At 50.1% G+C, this 16,872-nt stretch carries 17 protein-coding genes; 7 read left to right on the top strand and 10 right to left on the bottom strand.

Annotation, left to right across the window (positions count from 1 at the left end; all coding sequences use genetic code 11):
• Positions 1-83: 83 nt before the first annotated feature.
• Both AAC022_RS26525 and AAC022_RS26520 read right to left on the bottom strand, forming a co-directional pair.
• Positions 84-407: a branched-chain amino acid aminotransferase gene (locus AAC022_RS26525; protein ID WP_339736233.1), complete on the bottom strand. Its 324-nt coding sequence runs from the start codon at positions 405-407 to the stop codon at positions 84-86.
• A gap of 146 nt (positions 408-553) precedes the next feature.
• Positions 554-832, bottom strand: a complete 279-nt coding sequence (locus tag AAC022_RS26520) for a branched-chain amino acid aminotransferase (protein ID WP_339736231.1) — start codon at positions 830-832, stop codon at positions 554-556.
• A 488-nt stretch (positions 833-1,320) separates the two neighbouring features.
• Between AAC022_RS26520 and AAC022_RS26515 the strand changes: the two genes are divergently transcribed.
• Both AAC022_RS26515 and AAC022_RS26510 read left to right on the top strand, forming a co-directional pair.
• Complete coding sequence (locus tag AAC022_RS26515) at positions 1,321-1,515, top strand: hypothetical protein (protein WP_339736229.1); 195 nt, start codon at positions 1,321-1,323, stop codon at positions 1,513-1,515.
• A gap of 210 nt (positions 1,516-1,725) precedes the next feature.
• Positions 1,726-2,133, top strand: coding sequence for a hypothetical protein (locus tag AAC022_RS26510; RefSeq protein WP_339736227.1), 408 nt, complete (start codon positions 1,726-1,728; stop codon positions 2,131-2,133).
• Positions 2,134-2,405: 272 nt separating this feature from the next.
• On the opposite strand, the gene AAC022_RS26505 is transcribed toward AAC022_RS26510, so the two are convergent.
• The 6 genes from AAC022_RS26505 to AAC022_RS26480 form a co-directional block, all read right to left on the bottom strand.
• A complete protein-coding gene (locus AAC022_RS26505) occupies positions 2,406-3,167 on the bottom strand; it encodes a YHS domain-containing protein (RefSeq protein WP_339736225.1) in 762 nt (253 codons plus the stop codon).
• 602 nt (positions 3,168-3,769) lie between these two features.
• Positions 3,770-4,627 (bottom strand): branched-chain-amino-acid transaminase, encoded by an 858-nt coding sequence (ilvE, locus tag AAC022_RS26500; protein ID WP_339736223.1) that lies wholly within the window; start codon positions 4,625-4,627, stop codon positions 3,770-3,772.
• A gap of 182 nt (positions 4,628-4,809) precedes the next feature.
• Entirely contained in the window at positions 4,810-5,556 is a 747-nt protein-coding gene (locus AAC022_RS26495) for an ABC transporter ATP-binding protein (protein ID WP_339736221.1), read from the bottom strand.
• A gap of 83 nt (positions 5,557-5,639) precedes the next feature.
• Positions 5,640-7,229: an FtsX-like permease family protein gene (locus AAC022_RS26490; RefSeq protein ID WP_339736219.1), complete on the bottom strand. Its 1,590-nt coding sequence runs from the start codon at positions 7,227-7,229 to the stop codon at positions 5,640-5,642.
• Between the two features lie 67 nt (positions 7,230-7,296).
• A complete protein-coding gene (gene lysS, locus AAC022_RS26485) occupies positions 7,297-8,778 on the bottom strand; it encodes a lysine--tRNA ligase (protein ID WP_339736217.1) in 1,482 nt (493 codons plus the stop codon).
• Positions 8,779-8,980: 202 nt separating this feature from the next.
• Positions 8,981-9,805 carry a Nif3-like dinuclear metal center hexameric protein gene (locus AAC022_RS26480; RefSeq protein ID WP_339736215.1) on the bottom strand — a complete coding sequence of 275 codons (825 nt, stop codon included), beginning with the start codon at positions 9,803-9,805 and terminating at the stop codon, positions 8,981-8,983.
• A gap of 175 nt (positions 9,806-9,980) precedes the next feature.
• Between AAC022_RS26480 and AAC022_RS26475 the strand changes: the two genes are divergently transcribed.
• The 5 genes from AAC022_RS26475 to AAC022_RS26455 all read left to right on the top strand — a co-directional run bounded on the left by AAC022_RS26475 (position 9,981) and on the right by AAC022_RS26455 (position 13,965).
• Positions 9,981-10,172 carry a hypothetical protein gene (locus tag AAC022_RS26475; protein ID WP_339736213.1) on the top strand — a complete coding sequence of 64 codons (192 nt, stop codon included), beginning with the start codon at positions 9,981-9,983 and terminating at the stop codon, positions 10,170-10,172.
• Between the two features lie 162 nt (positions 10,173-10,334).
• Positions 10,335-11,267 carry a DUF1559 domain-containing protein gene (locus tag AAC022_RS26470; RefSeq protein ID WP_339736211.1) on the top strand — a complete coding sequence of 311 codons (933 nt, stop codon included), beginning with the start codon at positions 10,335-10,337 and terminating at the stop codon, positions 11,265-11,267.
• A complete protein-coding gene (locus AAC022_RS26465) occupies positions 11,267-11,608 on the top strand; it encodes a hypothetical protein (RefSeq protein WP_339736209.1) in 342 nt (113 codons plus the stop codon). Before AAC022_RS26470 ends, AAC022_RS26465 begins: the two co-directional genes overlap by 1 nt.
• A gap of 30 nt (positions 11,609-11,638) precedes the next feature.
• Positions 11,639-12,748: a hypothetical protein gene (locus AAC022_RS26460; RefSeq protein WP_339736207.1), complete on the top strand. Its 1,110-nt coding sequence runs from the start codon at positions 11,639-11,641 to the stop codon at positions 12,746-12,748.
• Entirely contained in the window at positions 12,745-13,965 is a 1,221-nt protein-coding gene (locus AAC022_RS26455) for a VCBS repeat-containing protein (RefSeq protein ID WP_339736205.1), read from the top strand. Before AAC022_RS26460 ends, AAC022_RS26455 begins: the two co-directional genes overlap by 4 nt.
• A gap of 56 nt (positions 13,966-14,021) precedes the next feature.
• Here AAC022_RS26455 and AAC022_RS26450 read toward each other — a convergent pair whose 3' ends face one another.
• A complete protein-coding gene (locus AAC022_RS26450) occupies positions 14,022-15,194 on the bottom strand; it encodes a glycosyltransferase family 4 protein (RefSeq protein ID WP_339736203.1) in 1,173 nt (390 codons plus the stop codon).
• A 97-nt stretch (positions 15,195-15,291) separates the two neighbouring features.
• Positions 15,292-16,398 (bottom strand): SPFH domain-containing protein, encoded by a 1,107-nt coding sequence (locus AAC022_RS26445; RefSeq protein WP_339736201.1) that lies wholly within the window; start codon positions 16,396-16,398, stop codon positions 15,292-15,294.
• Between the last annotated feature and the right edge of the window lie 474 nt (positions 16,399-16,872).

Below are 16,872 nucleotides of genomic sequence, written 5' to 3'. Positions count from 1 at the left end.
GATGAGGGTGCCTGAGGTGGAGACTTCCCCCTCGATGCAAGCCTGCTTCCTGTTACGGAAACGCTGTATTACTTTTTTGATGTTTAATTGTTGTAGCCGCCTCGCCCTTCCCGCACAGGAGGACGGTCGCAGACGATGTCGTTCTCGCCGTCACAGAAATCAAACTGGTCATGGAAATCGCTGCCATAGGTGTGTCCTTTATGACCTGACGCACCGGCGACATAGAAACTCTGGTTAATGCGACCAAAGGCACTCCCCACGTCTTCGAGTTCCTGATTCACGCCGTGAGCGACTTCGCTCAGTCCCACAATCATCGCCAGGACAGCAATGGTTGAGACAAGGACCAGTTCGGACGAGATAATAAATCCCGCCTCTTCATTCATCAATTGGATCAGCATGAGTTTCATGTTGATGGTCTCCATAAAGAGTTGTGGTTCATTTTTGTTTCGGGTTTCATAAAACCTGCAGGGGTGGTGAAGCCCTGCAGGCTTTCATCATCGGAAAGAAAGCACGTTTCGGGTGGTGGGGGGGGTGCCAGAGGGTGACGCGAAGATTATCGCACGTCCCACTGACCTGAGCAGAAGTCAGATTGATCGTTGAAGCTACTGGGATCGGTACAGGCTTTGTGGCCGTGTGAGTAACTCAGCTGGTAAGACTGATCGATTGAGGAGAAGGCACTGCCGACATCTTCAAGTTCATTGTTAATATTGCTGGCGACTTCCGAGAGTCCAACAATCATCGCCAGAACAGCGATACTGGAAATCAGCACGAGTTCTGCAGAAACAATGAAGCCGGCTTCGTCGTTGATCAGTTGGTTGATGATGTTTTTCATCGTTGAAGTCTCCTGGTGTTGTGATATTGTTTTGCATCGAGTTAAACGTTTCAGAGTTGATACTGGAGTGTTAAGCAAGCTGAATACCAAACGAGCCAAAGCGTTAAAAACTTTTTACAATCTGTTCAACCCAAGAAGCGTAACCTGTTGTTTTGTAAGGAGATATATATTTTCCCTGTCGGCCTTTTTTTCTATCAGAGATCGGCACGGCCTCAAAACGCAATGAGGTGAAATCACAACGCAAGACCATGGCAAGTGAGAGACATTTCCATAAAATGCTTTCATGTATAGAGTTAACGCGAAGATGCTTCGACGCAACATGGTGAGAAAACACAACACGAAAGTGGAACAGAGTTCCGGTATGCCGAAATTCGATAAGGAACCGTGCTGTAGTGGAAATCGCTCTTCACAAAAATGCCGATTCCTGATATGAACCGCAGCCGAAATAGTGGGGGTGTTGTTTCAGAATGACTGGGAAAGGAATCCCAATGCGCAAATCGTTACACCTTAAAATCTTCTGTACTCTTTTGTTCGGACTGTCGTGGACAGGCTGTCAGCTGGGTGGCGATGAACCAATAACAAGTACGCTTGGTTTTCGTGATGTGCCGACGCAAAGCGAGCCTCCCGTCGAAACAGAAGATGAGATCGAGAGTCGGCAGACGGAGTCAATGGCGGATGAGTAACTCAGTAAACTGTTGAGGTTAAGCAACCTGAGGCAGAACTATTTTCTATGAGATGCTGTGATCTAAAGAAAAGAGGCAATCTGTCCGGCAGAGTTAGCCGATGACGATACTGGATCAATTCTCGAATGACGTCCGTTTTGACGCCGGCGAGATATGAGATCAAACAATCAGAGTGAATTTGACTTGGACAAGGATGGAATAAGTCAACCAATGAACGGGCTGCGATTAATTTGGGTTCTCTGTATCAGCACACTTCTGCTAGGCACACAGACAGGATGTCAGGGACTGGCTAATAAAATGTTCCGGTTGGACAGTAATAGCCGCTCTCCTTTTTTGGGTCTGGAATTTTATACCAACAAAGATAAGCCCGCAGCCATTCAGAATGTCTCTCAGCTACAACCAGTGGAGCTGGAGCCTGCAATTCTGCAGACGAAGGCGGAAGAGCCTTCGCGGTTTTCCAAGCTGCCCAAGTGGTTGAACCCGATGTCAAAGAAGTCACAGCAGGAAGATCGAATTCCCCTGCCCCGCACCGATCTGGCAGAAAAAGAAGTGATTCTAGAAGAACCGGCTGATGACTTAGCCAGCGGCGACTTAGGATCTTCGCTGGAAGATTTTTAGACGCGATTTCGGGTAAAAGGCAATATCACCCTGGGTAGCCCCGCATGCAATTCGGGGTTGTCAAAGACAACAGGAAATTGTCAGGGCACGCGTACGATTCAGAATAAACTCACCCACTGAATTAACTGAATCAGCAACTACGGCCCTGCTCAATCGTTCTATTTCACTAACAATTTCCTGCTCGCTGCGCTCGGCCCGAATTACATGCGGGCCTACCCTCACCTATTTAATTCACTCACAGAATTAGATAGCACGATTCACCTGATCGTGAATTACTGGGATTTCTGTTTGCGACGGGCTTCTGCTTTTTGTTTTGCTTCCTCAATGAAGGGTTCCGGATCTTCTTCAAAAGCCTGTTTGCAACCGCTACAGCAAACATAATAATTTTTGCCCTGATAGCTGACCTGGATTGAGCCCGCGCCTCCGGTCACGATGCATTCCGGGCCACCACTGCCTGACTCCGCCAGTTTTGTACCTGCTCTGGTGTAGCCGACTTCTGCGAGGCGGTAATAAAAAGACTGGCCTTGATTGCGTTGCTCGAACAATACGAGTGTACGTTTTTCATTGAGCCGGCGAATGGAGATACGATAAATCGCTCCTTCCTTGTCGGGCGCTGATTCGAGAATCAGCGTGTCTTTACTTAGCGTGCCTGTATAATCGCGTGTCTTCCCATCGGGCAGCACCGTGGAGAGCAAATAGGTTTTCGCCTCTGGATTATAAGTGAGCAAAGCCGACTTGAGAAATTTGCCATCTGTAATCTGGTAAGCAATGCCGGTTGATTTTGGGTCGAATTTCCAGACCCACTCTGCTTTTTCTGACCAGGCTCCCTTACGAGAATTCCGTTTGATCATCCCCACACCACGCCAGCCACCGATTAGCGAGTTGAATTCGGCTAGCGCCTGCTTGGTTGCCTCGCGGTCTGTTTTTGCTGTCGTCGAAGAGCTGGCGGCTGGTTCTCCCTGGGCGCCAGTCGATAACCAGAGCAAAGCAGAGACACACCAGAGACCAACAATCGAGTGAGATGATATTCGCATCAGAAAGATTCCAGACTGGACAGGCAAGGCGGTTTCGCTGAGAGATTAAACACACCAATAGAGTAAACCGATCGCGCGGATTGATAATTTCTTATCGTAGCATACAAAAAAGCGGATGCAACGATCGTTCAGTAGAGATTCATCTCAGCGGGTGAGGTTATATCAGATACGATGGGAGAGGACGTCTGTAAATTGTGATGCGTCGAGCCTGGAGACCTGTGCAAACGGCACCAGGATGTCGCTGACGCAAACGTGTCTGAAGTTGGTTTGAACTCGATTCATAGGGAGCCCCAGTATGTCGCAAGTGTGTTTTAACCGGCCCAATAACAAACTGAAGATCGGGAACCAATGCTGGAAGCACCATCGAAAGTGCGTAAAACAAGGAGCTTTTATAGTGACGGAATTCACAGCACAAATAAGTTCACCTGACAAAAACAGTTTCACTCGCGCACGCGACTCATACTCCGCATGTTATCGAAGGTCGGGGTCGCGTCAAGATGCATATCCCGACCTGAATCCAGGAGATATTAAGTGCCGCGGAGACACCCGAATTTGTCAAGCCGCGTTGAATTTCTGACTGGTTACGACAATCGTTAATCAGTTTATTCACGGGTGAGTTTTTTGAATTTTTCGTTGAGGTCCTTGGTGATCGGTCCCGGATTCCCATCGCCGATCTTGCGACCATCCAGTTCCACCACCGGAATCACTTCAGCGGCAGAACCGGTCAGGAAGCATTCATCGGCAATGAAAATATCGTGGCGTGTGAACGGGATCTGTTCGACGGTAATGCCGGACTGCTCAGCCAGTTTGATCACGGCGTTTCTGGTAATGCCTTCCAGAATTCCTGCATCGATTGAAGGCGTTTTAACGACCCCATCTTTGATGATGAAGATATTATCGCCCGTGCATTCGGCGACTTCACCTTTGTGATTGAGCATCAACGCTTCCAGACAGCCGGCGTCCGTGCCTTCAATCTTCGCCATAATGTTATTTAGATAGTTTAATGATTTCACACGCGATGAGAGTGCAGCCGGATGGTTACGGATAGTGGCTGCGGTGATAATTTTCAGACCGTCAACATAGAGTTGTGGATCGTAAAGAGAAATATTATCGGCAATGATGATGACTTGCGGATTGCTGGTACGGCGGATATCGAGACCTAAGGAGCCTGCACCGCGCGTGATAACCAATCGCACGTAACCATCTTCGATATTGTTCGCAGCAACAGTTTCGTTGACGGCTTTGATCATCTCTGCTTTCGACAGGGGAATCTCCAGGCGAATGGCAAGAGCGCTTTCATACAAGCGATCAATATGTTCCTGCATCAGGAAAACTTTTTTGCTGTAAACACGAATGCCTTCAAACACGCCATCGCCGTACAGCAGCCCGTGATCGAACACACTGATTTTTGCTTCTTCCTTGGGGAGCAGTTTTCCGTCAAGATAAATTTGGAGCGACATTACAATCTGGTACCATTCTCAAACTAGGCCAAGACACAACTGGCAGGTTTTGGCGAAATTTCCATCCTGTTTTGCAATCAGAGAAATCCATTTCCGATCGAAGAATCACATGCAGTGGCTCACGCCATTGACACAACGCGAGCGACGGTGGTTCAGACGAGCAACAAGTCTGACGTTTGTCACTATGCGGGGACGGAAGCGGCCTGGGATTTCCCCAGTACCTCAATCTGACCTTCCCGCAAACGAACCGTTCGATGCGCCTGTGCTGCAATCGAATCATCGTGCGTTACCATGATGATAGTCAGCTGTTCCTGCTCATTCAAGTTGGTCAGCAGGTCCATAATCTCTTTACCGGTACTACTATCCAGATTTCCGGTAGGTTCGTCCGCCAGCAAGATTTGTGGTTTGGCGATTAATGCCCGGGCAATCGCGGCCCGCTGCATTTCTCCTCCCGATATTTCGGAGGGACGATGCTTGATACGATGCGACAGGCCGACTTTCTCAATAATCTCCAGAGCATCCTGTTTGAACTCTTTTTTGCGTTTCCAGTATTCCCATGTCGAGTAGCGGATCATGAGCGGCGAAAGCACATTTTCCAGCAGATTCAGTTCGGGCAACAGGTGATAGAACTGGAAGATAAAGCCAAAAACCCGGTTGCGAAGCTGGTCGCGGGCGTGGTCGGGTAAATCGTCGATCCGCTGGCCTTCCAGACGAATTTCCCCGACATCGGGAAAGTCCAGCAAGCCGAACAGATGCATCAGCGTACTTTTTCCCGAGCCGGACTGACCGACGATCGATAGAAACTCTGCCTTTTTGACTTCGACATCAATCCCGCGCAAAACAGGGACCTTGTGCTTGTCTTTTCGATACGCCTTTTCAACGGCAATCGCGGATAACTGTGGATGCGGCATGGAAATGGTCTCTGTCATGAATTCATACTCGACATAAACGGGAGAACGACGAGGGTGACAATTTTTCTTTGTTTGAGAACAGAGTTCTGATTCAAAGAACCCTATTCATATCGTAATGACTCTACGGGGTGGAAACGTGCTGCTTTGCGGGCGGGAAGAATACTGGCCAGGACAGCAATGGTCATGGCGCCGACTGCCACCCAAAACACCATCATCGGTTCCACATGAGTCGATATTTCCGGGAAGTAATAAATGCGTTGGTCAAACACTTTTCGACCGGTCACAAAGGTAATGAATCTTTCGATCTCGTTGATATACTTCACAAACAGCAAGCCGACGATCACGCCCACTCCGCTGCCGACCAGACCGAGTGCCAGTCCGTAAGACAGGAAGATCGACATGATGCCGTTCGAGCTGGCGCCCAGTGCTTTCAGCACGCCGATATCTCGGGTTTTCTCGATTGTGATCATGAAAAAGATCGCGAGGATACCAAAACCGGCGACGGCAATGATCATGAACAACAAGACGTTCAGGATCGCCGATTCCACTTCGACGGCTGCCAGCAGTGGCCCCTGCTTGTCTTCCCAGGTCCGCACGCGGAACAGATTGGGAGGTAAAGCTTCTTCCAGTTTGCTGACCACCATGGCGGCGTCTTCAGGATTTTTGAGTTTGATCTGAATAGACGTGACTGATTTTTCCCCACTTTCAGGATCGATCATGGTACGGACTTCCTGCAGATATTCCAGGTTACAGAATACCAGGCTGCTGTCGTGTTCGCTCATATCACTTTTGAACAGATCGACAACGGTCGCATTGAAGTGGATTGGTTCAGGAGGATGGCCGGCAGTAACCGTGCTGATTTTGACATCATCGCCGGGCTTGACGATCTGGAACATTTCCGTTTTGCCGGTATCCGGGTCTTCATAGGGAAAGCTGACAAGTCCATAGCCGATGTAGACACGTGCCTTCAAGGGACTGCCGGGATCACGCTTTTCTTCTTTTTCGAAAGCCGAACCTTTCAAACCCTTGTCGAAGGGATTGATAATCGCTTTCGATTTGTCTGCGACCTGAGGTTTTGAATCAAAGGGTGATTCCGAACTTGATTCCGAGTCGAAGTCGGGTTCGGGCAGAGGCCCGTTCGATGCCGGTTCTTCAAAGGAGATCTGTTTGTTTTCTTCAGGCGGCGGATTATGATTCCAGCGATCAACCATCCACTGGGCGCGGGTAGTCCATTCTTTACGATAAGCCATGGCTTCCGGCGAGAGTTCCCAATCAGGAACCGCGTTTTCATCGGTGTTGACCAGATATTTGGAGAGCGGTCCGACGGTCGCTTTGGTGTCGGGGTCGATGCCGATCAGGGTGACCGGCTTGCTCTGCCACTGTGAACCATATTGCACACTGAGCATGGCATAAATTTCGACGGTCGCCGTTATGCCCTCAATGTCTTTGCCCACAGCACGGTTGATGCGGTCTTTTATGTCCTGTGTGTTGGGAACACCATCGAGTGAATTCGTTTCAACGATGACATCCGCCAGAATGCCCCGCAGACGAGTTCGCATATCGGTGCTGAAACCATCCATGACGCTGTTGACGACAATCATAGTCGCGACGCCGAGCGTCATGCTGATGATACTGGCCAGTGCAATATAACGGGTTCGCAAATATCGCAGGCATAACAATGATTTGTACATACGGCCAATCCTTTGGCTGATTATTCTGTCGGCAGTCATTCAGATGAGTGCCGGACACATCCCTGGTTTACTCTGGTGGAGCTGGTTGTCCTTCGGGACGAAGCAGTGGGAAGTAGATCACGTCGCGAATCGTGTGACTGTTGGTCAACAACATCACGAGACGATCAATGCCAATTCCCAAGCCTCCAGCCGGCGGCATACCAACCTTTAACGCTTTAATAAAATCTGTATCCATCTTCGCCATCGAGTCTTCGTCCGAAAGACCCGTTAATTGTGTTTTGAACAATTCTTCCTGCAGCAGCGGGTCATTCAATTCGGTGTAGGCGTTTGCCAGCTCCATCCCCTGCACGAACAGCTCGAAGCGTTCGGCGATGTTGGGATCTCCCTTTTTCCGTTTGGTTAACGGACAAATGGACGCGGGATAATCGATCACAAAAACCGGCCCGATTAAATGTTCCTCGCAGGTGGCTTCAAACACTTCATTCAGAACCACATCCGGGTGGACATTCTCAGTTTTGATTCCATGTTGCTTTGCCACTTCGGCTACGGAAGCGGGATCATAGGGATCGCAGCCAGCGTGTTCTTTGACCAGATCATAATATTTTTTCCGCTCCCAAGGGCCGCTGAAGTCGATCGTCTGATCTTCACCCCAGGGAAGCTGCATCGTATCGCTGATCACTTTGACGGCATCGGTGACGATGGCTTCGGTCAGATCCATCATCGTCTCGTAATCGCCGTATGCCTGATAAACTTCGATCATCGTGAATTCGGGATTATGCGTCGCGTCGATACCTTCATTTCGGAAGACGCGTCCGATTTCGTAGACGCGTTCGATCCCCCCCACCATCAATCGTTTGAGGTGCAGTTCCAATGCGATTCGCATATAGAGTTGGATATCGAGCGTGTTATGATGCGTAATAAAAGGCCGAGCCGCTGCACCACCGGCAACCGCATGCAACATCGGCGTTTCAACTTCTGCAAACTTGTGATTTCGCAGTGTCTGGCGCACCGAGTCAATAATCTGACTCCGTTGGAGCATTTTATCCAGAACGCCTTCGGTGTAAATCAGATCGAGCGAACGCTGCCGAAGCAGTAGTTCGACGTCTTTGACACTATGATGTTTTTCCGGAGGCTGTGCCAGAGACTTACAAAGTACCGTCAATTCTTTGACGAAAACCGAAATTTCGCCTGTCTCGGTGCGTCGCAGGCAGCCATCGATGCCAATCAGATCGCCAAGATCCAAGGTGCCCATCAACTCCCACTGGGCTTCGCTTAAATCGCCGCGGGAGAAGAGCAACTGAATTTTGCCGGTCCAGTCTTTGATATCATAAAAGCGAAGCTTGCCCGCTTTACGACGCAACATAATCCGGCCTGCAATGCGAACATCTTCGCCATCCACGCCTGACTCTTCAGGTGCCTGAGTGCGTGCTTCGGCGATAGGAATGTGGCCGTCAAATCGCTGTCCCCAGGGGTCAAATCCCAGGGATTGGATTTTCTCTAACTTTTTAATCCGTTCTACTTCGAAACGGTTGGTTTTCACTTTGGACATTGAAATTGATTAAGTCTATGTAGGCTTTTATTTACATATCTTGACACAAGAATTCGTTCACAGTTCGAAAGATGTGTCAAAAAAGAGAATTTAAACTACTGAGAGAGGGGGGATAATGGCGAAATCTGCCGGTCAGGTCAATGGCAACCGTTTGAGAATATACATAGAGACATCTAAACCAGCAGGAAGTCATGACTTTTGATCAAGACGACTCCGGATCACAGTCCCACTGCAGTGGATCCGACTCCTGTTGGCTAGCCCCGATTTTCAAATCTGGAAACTGCTGCTGTAAGAGCTGTGCCATCTGCTCCATTGCCGGTCGCTCGGTGGCGTAGTGTCCGGGGAGGATCAGTCCCATACCCAGTGCACGGGCTTCCAGACAGGCGTGGAATCTTGCCTCCCCAGTTAGAAGGACCTGACAATCATGATGGTGGGCGTCTTTCAAAAATTCCGCTGCGGCCCCGCAGGCGATACCAATACGACGAATTCGTAGATCGGACTCCCCTACAAACTGCAGCGAATTCACCTTCAGTGCCTGCTTGATTAACTGGTTCAACTGCGGAAGTGTGAATTCTGCGGGCAACGTTCCAAATCGGCCGGCGCCTCTTTCCTGTCCGTCTGACTCATCTGATTGGGAAACGATGGGCCTGAGAACGCCGATTTCTTCCAGTCCGAGTAAATTTGCCAGCTGCCAGTTGATACCGCGTTCGGCACTGTCATATGAGGTGTGAGGACTATAGACGGCAATTTTTGCCTGAATCAGATCAAGCAGCATTTTGCCTTCGACCGATGTCGAGGTAATCCGTTGCACAGGTCGAAACAATATCGGGTGATGGCTGATGATCAGATCGACGCCAGCTGCGATCGCTTCCGCGGCGACATCCGGTGTCAGCGTTAAACAGGTGAGAATCTGATTCACGTTTTGTGCAGGGTCTCCCGTCAACAGCCCCACATTATCCCAACTCTCCGCCAGATCGGGGGGCGCGAGATTCACGAGATAATCCTGAATTTCTGCTATGTTGCTCATCTTGTATTTCTCCGGTTCTTCTGGAGAGTTTACGATTCTCACTCTGTGGGAAAATCGAGAAAGTTACTATTGCTGGATTACAAATCGGAATTGCTCAATGTATCATACAGCACTATACTTAGTGAAACCAAAGAACATGCGATTCATTTCTTCGAAATAAAACAAGGTCAGCACTATGAGTCTGAAAACACGTTTGATCGCTCTGTTTGTGATTGCCTTCGGCGCCTGCATTATTCTGAATGGGCCGGACATCCTGATCTATCTGGTAGCGCAAGCTGTCATCTCGGGAACATTTATCACAATGTGCCTGAAGAAAGAACGCGAGATCATCACTAAGCAAAATGAGGCGGAAGCTGGTTCTGAATAGCCTCCAAAACCAGGCTATTTCAAGCTCCTTTTCTTCAAAAAATTGGTTTCCCCGACATAGAGGCTACCCGCTGGGCAAGACATCTGCGGTATAAGTTGGTTAGAATAGAGAAGACCGTTTAAAACCTTCCTTCTTCTCTCTAACGATGAAATCACCGTAAGAATGCACTTTCTCAATTCCCGTTCTGTGTCTCAAAAGACCAGCCAAAGTTCTTCAACGCCGACTCGTAAAAACGGCTTTACTCTGATCGAACTACTGGTGGTGATTGCCATCATCGCTGTTCTCGTCGCATTACTGCTACCGGCTGTGCAGCAGGCACGCGAAGCAGCCCGGATGGCGCAGTGCAAAAATAACCTGCGTCAGATCGTACTGGCCTGCCATATGTATGCCGATTCCAACAGTGGATACTGGCCTCCAGCTTCTGCAGATGGAGGTGATTTCGTTAATGGGAATAAAGAACGCTGGCATGGAAAACGGGTAACCAGCAATGGAACCACGAAGTTTAAGCACCATCTGGGACCACTGGCTCCCTATCTGGAACAGAATGCGGCGATCAAAAAATGTCCCACCTTTGGTAACTTTGGTGAACATGGAACGGTAGCAAATGCGTTCGAGGGAGGCGCGGGTGGATATGGTTACAACCAGACTTACCTGGGTGGAACACACTGGAAAAATACTTATGAACTGGGATATCAGGTTCCAACAAGAATGCGCGAAATTGGCAGTCTGTCCCGCACCGTTGCTTTCTCGGATGCCGCATTAGCCCAGGGGTTCCCCGACCTGCACATTATTGAATACAGTTTCATTGAACCCCCTTTCTTTGTCGATAACTGGGGCACGCTTACTACGCCTCCCACTTTTCAAGAAACATCGGGGCGTCCGGATCCCTCAATTCATTTCCGGCACACGGGAACGGTCGCCAATATCGGCTGGGCAGACGGACGTGTGACATCCGCTGTGATGTCGGGAACCGGCACCTCTGCATACGGCGGAGATCCCAAGAAATTTCAGATCGGCTGGTTCGGCCCGATGGACAGCAACATCCTGTTCAACAACAAAGACAAACTGAATTCCGAGATGGGGGGCGTTCAGTAATGAGCGTCTCGTTTTCTTCAATTATAAACATCGGCCTGTTGCTGATGAGTCCGATTTTTCTGCTGGGCTGTGCGGAAGAGCGGCCGGCGGTGCCCCAACCCTCTGCGGAATATGTCGTGATTCTCAATGAGCAAGGATCGCCGGAAAATGTTCTGATCGATCAATTCTTCAAAAAGCAGGATCATGCCGACGGAGTGAGAGTTCTGGTCATCGATAAACAGAGCAAAGGACAGGCCCTGATTCCACCGGCCGAGTTATTAAAGCAGAACCCGAATGTCGGACGTTATCTGATTTTTAAACACGATGATCTGAAGCGTCCGTTTGACGATCTTCCTCAATAAGCGGTAACTCAAAACATCTGGATTCACACCATGAAACGCACTCAATTTCTTTTCAGCATCTTGGTATTTGGACTGTTTGCCTCATCCCTTTCTGCACAAACTGTCAAAACACTGGCAGGCACCGGAAAGCAGGGACACTCGGGAGACGGCGGCCCCGCTGTGAAGGCGATGGTCGGGGAGCCTTACGGCCTCACACTCGGGCCTGATGGGGCACTGTATGTCTGTGAAATCAAAAGCCACGTCATTCGCCGCATCGATGAAAAAGCAGGAACGATTTCCACAGTCGCCGGTTCAGGCAAAAAAGGGTATAGCGGCGACGGCGGGCCGGCGCTGGAAGCAAAACTGAATGAGCCATATGAGGTTCGTTTTGACAAAGCGGGCAATATGTATTTCGTGGAAATGGTGAATAACATCGTCCGCCGCGTGGATGCTCAGACCGGTAAGATTGAAACAATCGCAGGCACCGGCAAGAAAGGATTCTCAGGTGATGGGGGACTGGCGACGGAAGCTACTTTTTCACGACCGCACTCGATTGCATTGGATCACAACGATAACCTGTATATCTGTGACATCGGTAATCACCGTATTCGCCGCGTCGATTTAAAAACAGGCATCGTGAGTACATTTTCCGGTACCGGCGCACGTAAGCCAACTCCCGATGGTGCGAAGGTTTCAGGCACACCGCTCAATGGGCCGCGGGCTTTGGATTTCTTCAATGATGGCTCTGGAAAGGGTGCATTGTATCTTGCATTGCGGGAAGGAAACAAAGTGTATCGTATCGATTTGGGTAATGAGACTTTACATCACATCGCGGGGACTGGTAAAAAAGGATATACGGGGCATGGCGGACCAGCAAAAAAAGCAACTTTGTCAGGCCCGAAAGGGATTTCCGTCGCCCCCAATGGAGACATTTATCTGGCTGACACCGAAAGCCATACGATTCGCGTGATCCGCAAGAAAAACGGCATCATCGAGACAGCCGTGGGAGATGGCAAAAAAGGAGATGGCCCTGATGGAGATCCCACGAAGTGCCGCATGGCACGGCCGCATGGAGTTTATGTCGGCCCTGATGGAAACGTCTATATTGGTGATAGTGAAACTTACCGCGTTCGCAAGTTAACTACGGGACAAAATAAATGAATATCAAACACGCATTCTATCGTCGCTTGAGTACTCTCTCTGCCGCCACACTGCTGGTCCTGCTGGGAGGTTCGTTTGAAGTTTCTGCCGGTGAAGCCTGGCAACGTCAACAACTGGATGCCGCTTTCCGTTCGGAAGGTTCTGCCGCAGCCGACGTGAATAAAGATGGCAAAATGGATGTCATTGCCGGCGATGTCTGGTATGAAGCCCCCGACTGGAAAATGCATGAGGTTCGCAAGCCCGGAAAGTTTGTCGCCGGTAAAGGATACAGTGACAGCTTCTGCAACTTTGCTTATGACATCAATCAGGATGGCTGGACTGATTTCATTTACGTCAGTTTTCCCGGCAAAGAATTCTACTGGTACGAAAACCCTAAAAATAAATCAGGTCACTGGAAAGAACATCTAATCTGGCACAGTATCTGTAATGAAACCCCCAAATTCGAAGATCTGAATGGTGACGGCAAACCGGAACTGATCTTCGGATCACAGCCGGAAAAGCAGATGGGATATCTAGAAATTCCACCACCAGAACTGGCCACGAAAAAATGGACCTTCATGCCCATCAGCGAACCCGGCGATCCGATGAAAAACGGAACGTTCAAATATTATCATGGTCTGGGTGTCGGCGACGTCAATAAAGATGGTCGGCAGGATGTCCTGATTCCGAATGGCTGGTGGGAAGGGCCTAAAGAGCTGGGAGAAGGACTCTGGAAATTTCATCCATTTACGCTGAGCGTAAGCGGTGCCGAGCCTTCTGAGAAGATGGCTGACCTGTATGTGGAAGATCTGGACATGGATGGCGATAACGACATCATCGGTAGTTCAGCACATGCGTTCGGCGTCTGGTGGTTTGAAAATGTTTCAGTAGATGGCAAGCCGAAATATAAGGCACATCAGATTGATAAGAGCTACTCTCAAACCCACGCCATGCACTTCATCGACATGAACGGCGATGGGCAACGCGATATGGTGACCGGCAAACGGTTCTTTGCTCACAATGGCAATGACCCGGGTGGTAAAGATCCCGTGGTGATGTACTGGTATGAAATCAAACGCGGTAAGAACTCCGCTCCTCAGATCATTCCTCACAAGATCGAAGCGGGCAACGATACCGGCGTGGGCACTCAGTTTTCGATGGCCGATATGAACGGCGATGGCCGCCCTGATATCGTCCTTTCGAACAAAAAGGGTGTGAACATTCTGATCCAGAAATAAGACCCGCTGACACACGCGCAGGATAGCACTGAATCAGTCTGCTATCCTGCGTTTTTTTACGCCTTGTGTTGTTCTCGTTCGTCGAGGACCCGCTGATAAATCTCGCGTAAACGACGCGTCATCGTTTCGTGACGAAACTGATCGGTAAATCGTTCGCGTCCCGTCTGACCAAAACGGTTGCGTTTTTCAGGATCCGCGGCGAGTTCAATCAGCGCCTGCGACAACGGTTCGATTGATTCGGGTGGCAGGAGATAACCGGTTTCATCGGGGATCACCACTTCCCGAGCACCATCCACGTCGTACGAAACCACCGGTTTGCCGGTGATCAGTCCTTGAGGCAATACGCGGGCCAGTCCTTCCCAGACGCTGGTATGCACGACAATATCCATCGCATGAATTAATTCCGGCACTTGCTCGGGAGGCACCAGACCGGCGAAAATGAAATATTCTGAGAGTCCCAGTTCAGCGATGCGTTGTTCGAATTCTGCTCTGAGAATTCCATCGCCGACCAGAAGAAAGCGGGCTTGCGGTTGAACCTCGACCACTTGTTTGGCGGATTCAATCAGGTACTTGTGCCCTTTCAAATGAAAGAGGCGTGCTACTTTGCCGATGACGATGTGGTCGGGTTGAATGCCCAATTCCCGGCGGACCTCTTCCGGGGAACGCGATGGTGTGAGAAACGGTTCGACTTCCATTCCGCTGTAAACGGTGTCGCAGCGATCCTTGGTCGTGATGCCGGCTGCGACATATTGATCTGTCATCGCATCACACACACTGATGAGCCGATCACAGCGCCGGGCTGCCCATTTTTCCGCAGCAATATAAGCATGATAATGCACGGGAGACTGTCCGAAGTGAAAGGCGGCACCATGAATGGTATGCACCGTCGGCAGCTTCAGATGCCAGGACGCCGCCCGTCCAAGAATGCCGGCTTTCGAACTATGAGTGTGTACCAGATCGGGCTGGAAATCGCGGAGTTCTGTGATCAATTCCCGATACGCGCGCCAGTCATTCAACGGGCTGATGCTGCGTGTCAGATGCGGAACGATCCGTAAATCGAAACCGCCCTGCTCCGCGCGAGGGATTAACGTCCCTTCAGGCCCCTCGGTCGGCCCGGTGATGAGTGAGACTTCGTCCTGATAATCGCGATACTGATCTTCGACCGTAAAAAGCGTATTCTGCTGCGCACCGCCAATGATCATCCGGGTGATTATATGCGCGACTCTCACACGCACACCAGCCTCTGGCTGTTCTGCTTCTGACAGCGATTCAATCTCGAAATCACAATGGCTCTCATCATAGGCTCTATTGAAATGGGTCTGCCCCTTAACCGGCTGGAGGTGGCGGCGGAGGTGTTGCTGCCTGAAAATATCCTGCCAACTGAGGCACCTGACTTGCAGGCAACCAACCCGCCATGCCGGCCGACCAGACCTGGGTGGTTCCCGAAATCTGACCGCCGGTGATACCCTGCGCGATCTGTTCCAGCGGAAACGGGCCTTGGGTCTGGCCATTCACGGCGGTATGCCAGGCCACCGGTGGTGGCGGTGGCGCCATCTGGCCCGGTGCCCCCATTCCGGGAGACTGCACCATGCGATTGGCCATCGCGAACCCCATCCCCAGTCCCATGCCCTCGGCAGCTCCTCCACCAGACGGGTTCTCGGCGGCGGAAAGCATCGCTTGTCCCATCTGGTATTGCTGGAACTGGTTCATATCACCGATCACACCCATGCTGGTTCGTGTATCCAACGCTTTTTCTACCGTTTCAGGGAGCGAGATATTCACAATCAACATCTGCGGCGTTTCCAGACCGTATTCATCATCGATCCGTTCGTTGACCATTGTTTTCAGCTCGGTCGAAATCTCGATGTACTTGGAAGCGAGATCCAGAGCAGCATACTTGGCTTCACCGATCAGGTCGGCGAAGGAACTGATAATGATCGATCGGATCAGTTCATTGATCTCATTCGAATGAAACTCTCCATCGGTTCCCACGAGTTCTTTGACGAGGATCCGCGGATCATTGGCTTTGAGCGAATAGTTTCCGAAGGCGCGGAGCCGAATGGGACCGAACTCGGGGTCGCGGAGCATGATCGGATTCGGCGTACCCCACTTCAGGTCTGTGATCTGCGTGGTATTGACAAAATAGACTTCGGAGCGAAACGGACTGTTGAAGCCGTGCTTCCAGCCTTGAAGCGTTCCCAAAATCGGCAGGTTGTCGGTGGTGAGCTGATAATGGCCTGGCTCAAACACATCGGCGATTTGTCCTCGGTGCACGAACAGCGCCATCTGGCCTGGCCGCACAATTAATTGAGCACCGTTTTTGATTTCATTCTGATAGCGGGGAAATCGCCAGGTGAGGACATGCTTCGAATCATCGATCCACTCAATGATATCAACGAGTTCACCCCGTAACTTATCCATCCAGAATCCCATGTGATTTCCCCTCTTTCAGTATGACTGTTTCTTGAATCTGGCTTTGTAGAATGGCACAAAAATGAAATATGGGCAGCGAACGTGCCACGTCATTGATTGTAACCCGCCGCTAACTTTGCCCGCAATCAAAGAGATCACGGACCCACTGATAATTCTCAAATCAAAACCGTTTTGTCCGTTTACGGCCTCTGCCCCCTGTTCTTGTGACTGATTTCAATTTTTCTGAAACAGGGGCACATTCTTCAGAAACGGCACAGAAGTTGGTCAGGATCAAAAAAAACGGCAAAAACAACGTAAAACCTGATTATTCACAGGCAGATGTGGCCTGCAGGCAAATGTCTAAACGTATACATTTTTTCGGTTCTATAAATTGCTGTTGACCTGTTTTGTTGAAAGTTTTACATTCCCGCCGCGCTCTTATGGTAGAGCTTGAGACAAGGAAGTTTCGTAAATCTTCTGACGACTAAGTATCAA

Source organism: uncultured Gimesia sp. (assembly GCF_963976445.1).
Taxonomy (GTDB): domain Bacteria; phylum Planctomycetota; class Planctomycetia; order Planctomycetales; family Planctomycetaceae; genus Gimesia.
This window is presented reverse-complemented; position numbering and strand designations above follow the sequence as displayed.

Bases quoted from the DNA above. Each gene is read 5' to 3' on its own strand.
- AAC022_RS26525 (WP_339736233.1), bottom strand. From the start codon at position 407: ATGAAACTCATGCTGATCCAATTGATGAATGAAGAGGCGGGATTTATT.
- AAC022_RS26520 (WP_339736231.1), bottom strand. From the start codon at position 832: ATGAAAAACATCATCAACCAACTGATCAACGACGAAGCCGGCTTCATT.
- AAC022_RS26515 (WP_339736229.1), top strand. From the start codon at position 1,321: ATGCGCAAATCGTTACACCTTAAAATCTTCTGTACTCTTTTGTTCGGA.
- AAC022_RS26510 (WP_339736227.1), top strand. From the start codon at position 1,726: ATGAACGGGCTGCGATTAATTTGGGTTCTCTGTATCAGCACACTTCTG.
- AAC022_RS26505 (WP_339736225.1), bottom strand. From the start codon at position 3,167: ATGCGAATATCATCTCACTCGATTGTTGGTCTCTGGTGTGTCTCTGCT.
- ilvE (WP_339736223.1), bottom strand. From the start codon at position 4,627: ATGTCGCTCCAAATTTATCTTGACGGAAAACTGCTCCCCAAGGAAGAA.
- AAC022_RS26495 (WP_339736221.1), bottom strand. From the start codon at position 5,556: ATGACAGAGACCATTTCCATGCCGCATCCACAGTTATCCGCGATTGCC.
- AAC022_RS26490 (WP_339736219.1), bottom strand. From the start codon at position 7,229: ATGTACAAATCATTGTTATGCCTGCGATATTTGCGAACCCGTTATATT.
- lysS (WP_339736217.1), bottom strand. From the start codon at position 8,778: ATGTCCAAAGTGAAAACCAACCGTTTCGAAGTAGAACGGATTAAAAAG.
- AAC022_RS26480 (WP_339736215.1), bottom strand. From the start codon at position 9,805: ATGAGCAACATAGCAGAAATTCAGGATTATCTCGTGAATCTCGCGCCC.
- AAC022_RS26475 (WP_339736213.1), top strand. From the start codon at position 9,981: ATGAGTCTGAAAACACGTTTGATCGCTCTGTTTGTGATTGCCTTCGGC.
- AAC022_RS26470 (WP_339736211.1), top strand. From the start codon at position 10,335: ATGCACTTTCTCAATTCCCGTTCTGTGTCTCAAAAGACCAGCCAAAGT.
- AAC022_RS26465 (WP_339736209.1), top strand. From the start codon at position 11,267: ATGAGCGTCTCGTTTTCTTCAATTATAAACATCGGCCTGTTGCTGATG.
- AAC022_RS26460 (WP_339736207.1), top strand. From the start codon at position 11,639: ATGAAACGCACTCAATTTCTTTTCAGCATCTTGGTATTTGGACTGTTT.
- AAC022_RS26455 (WP_339736205.1), top strand. From the start codon at position 12,745: ATGAATATCAAACACGCATTCTATCGTCGCTTGAGTACTCTCTCTGCC.
- AAC022_RS26445 (WP_339736201.1), bottom strand. From the start codon at position 16,398: ATGGGATTCTGGATGGATAAGTTACGGGGTGAACTCGTTGATATCATT.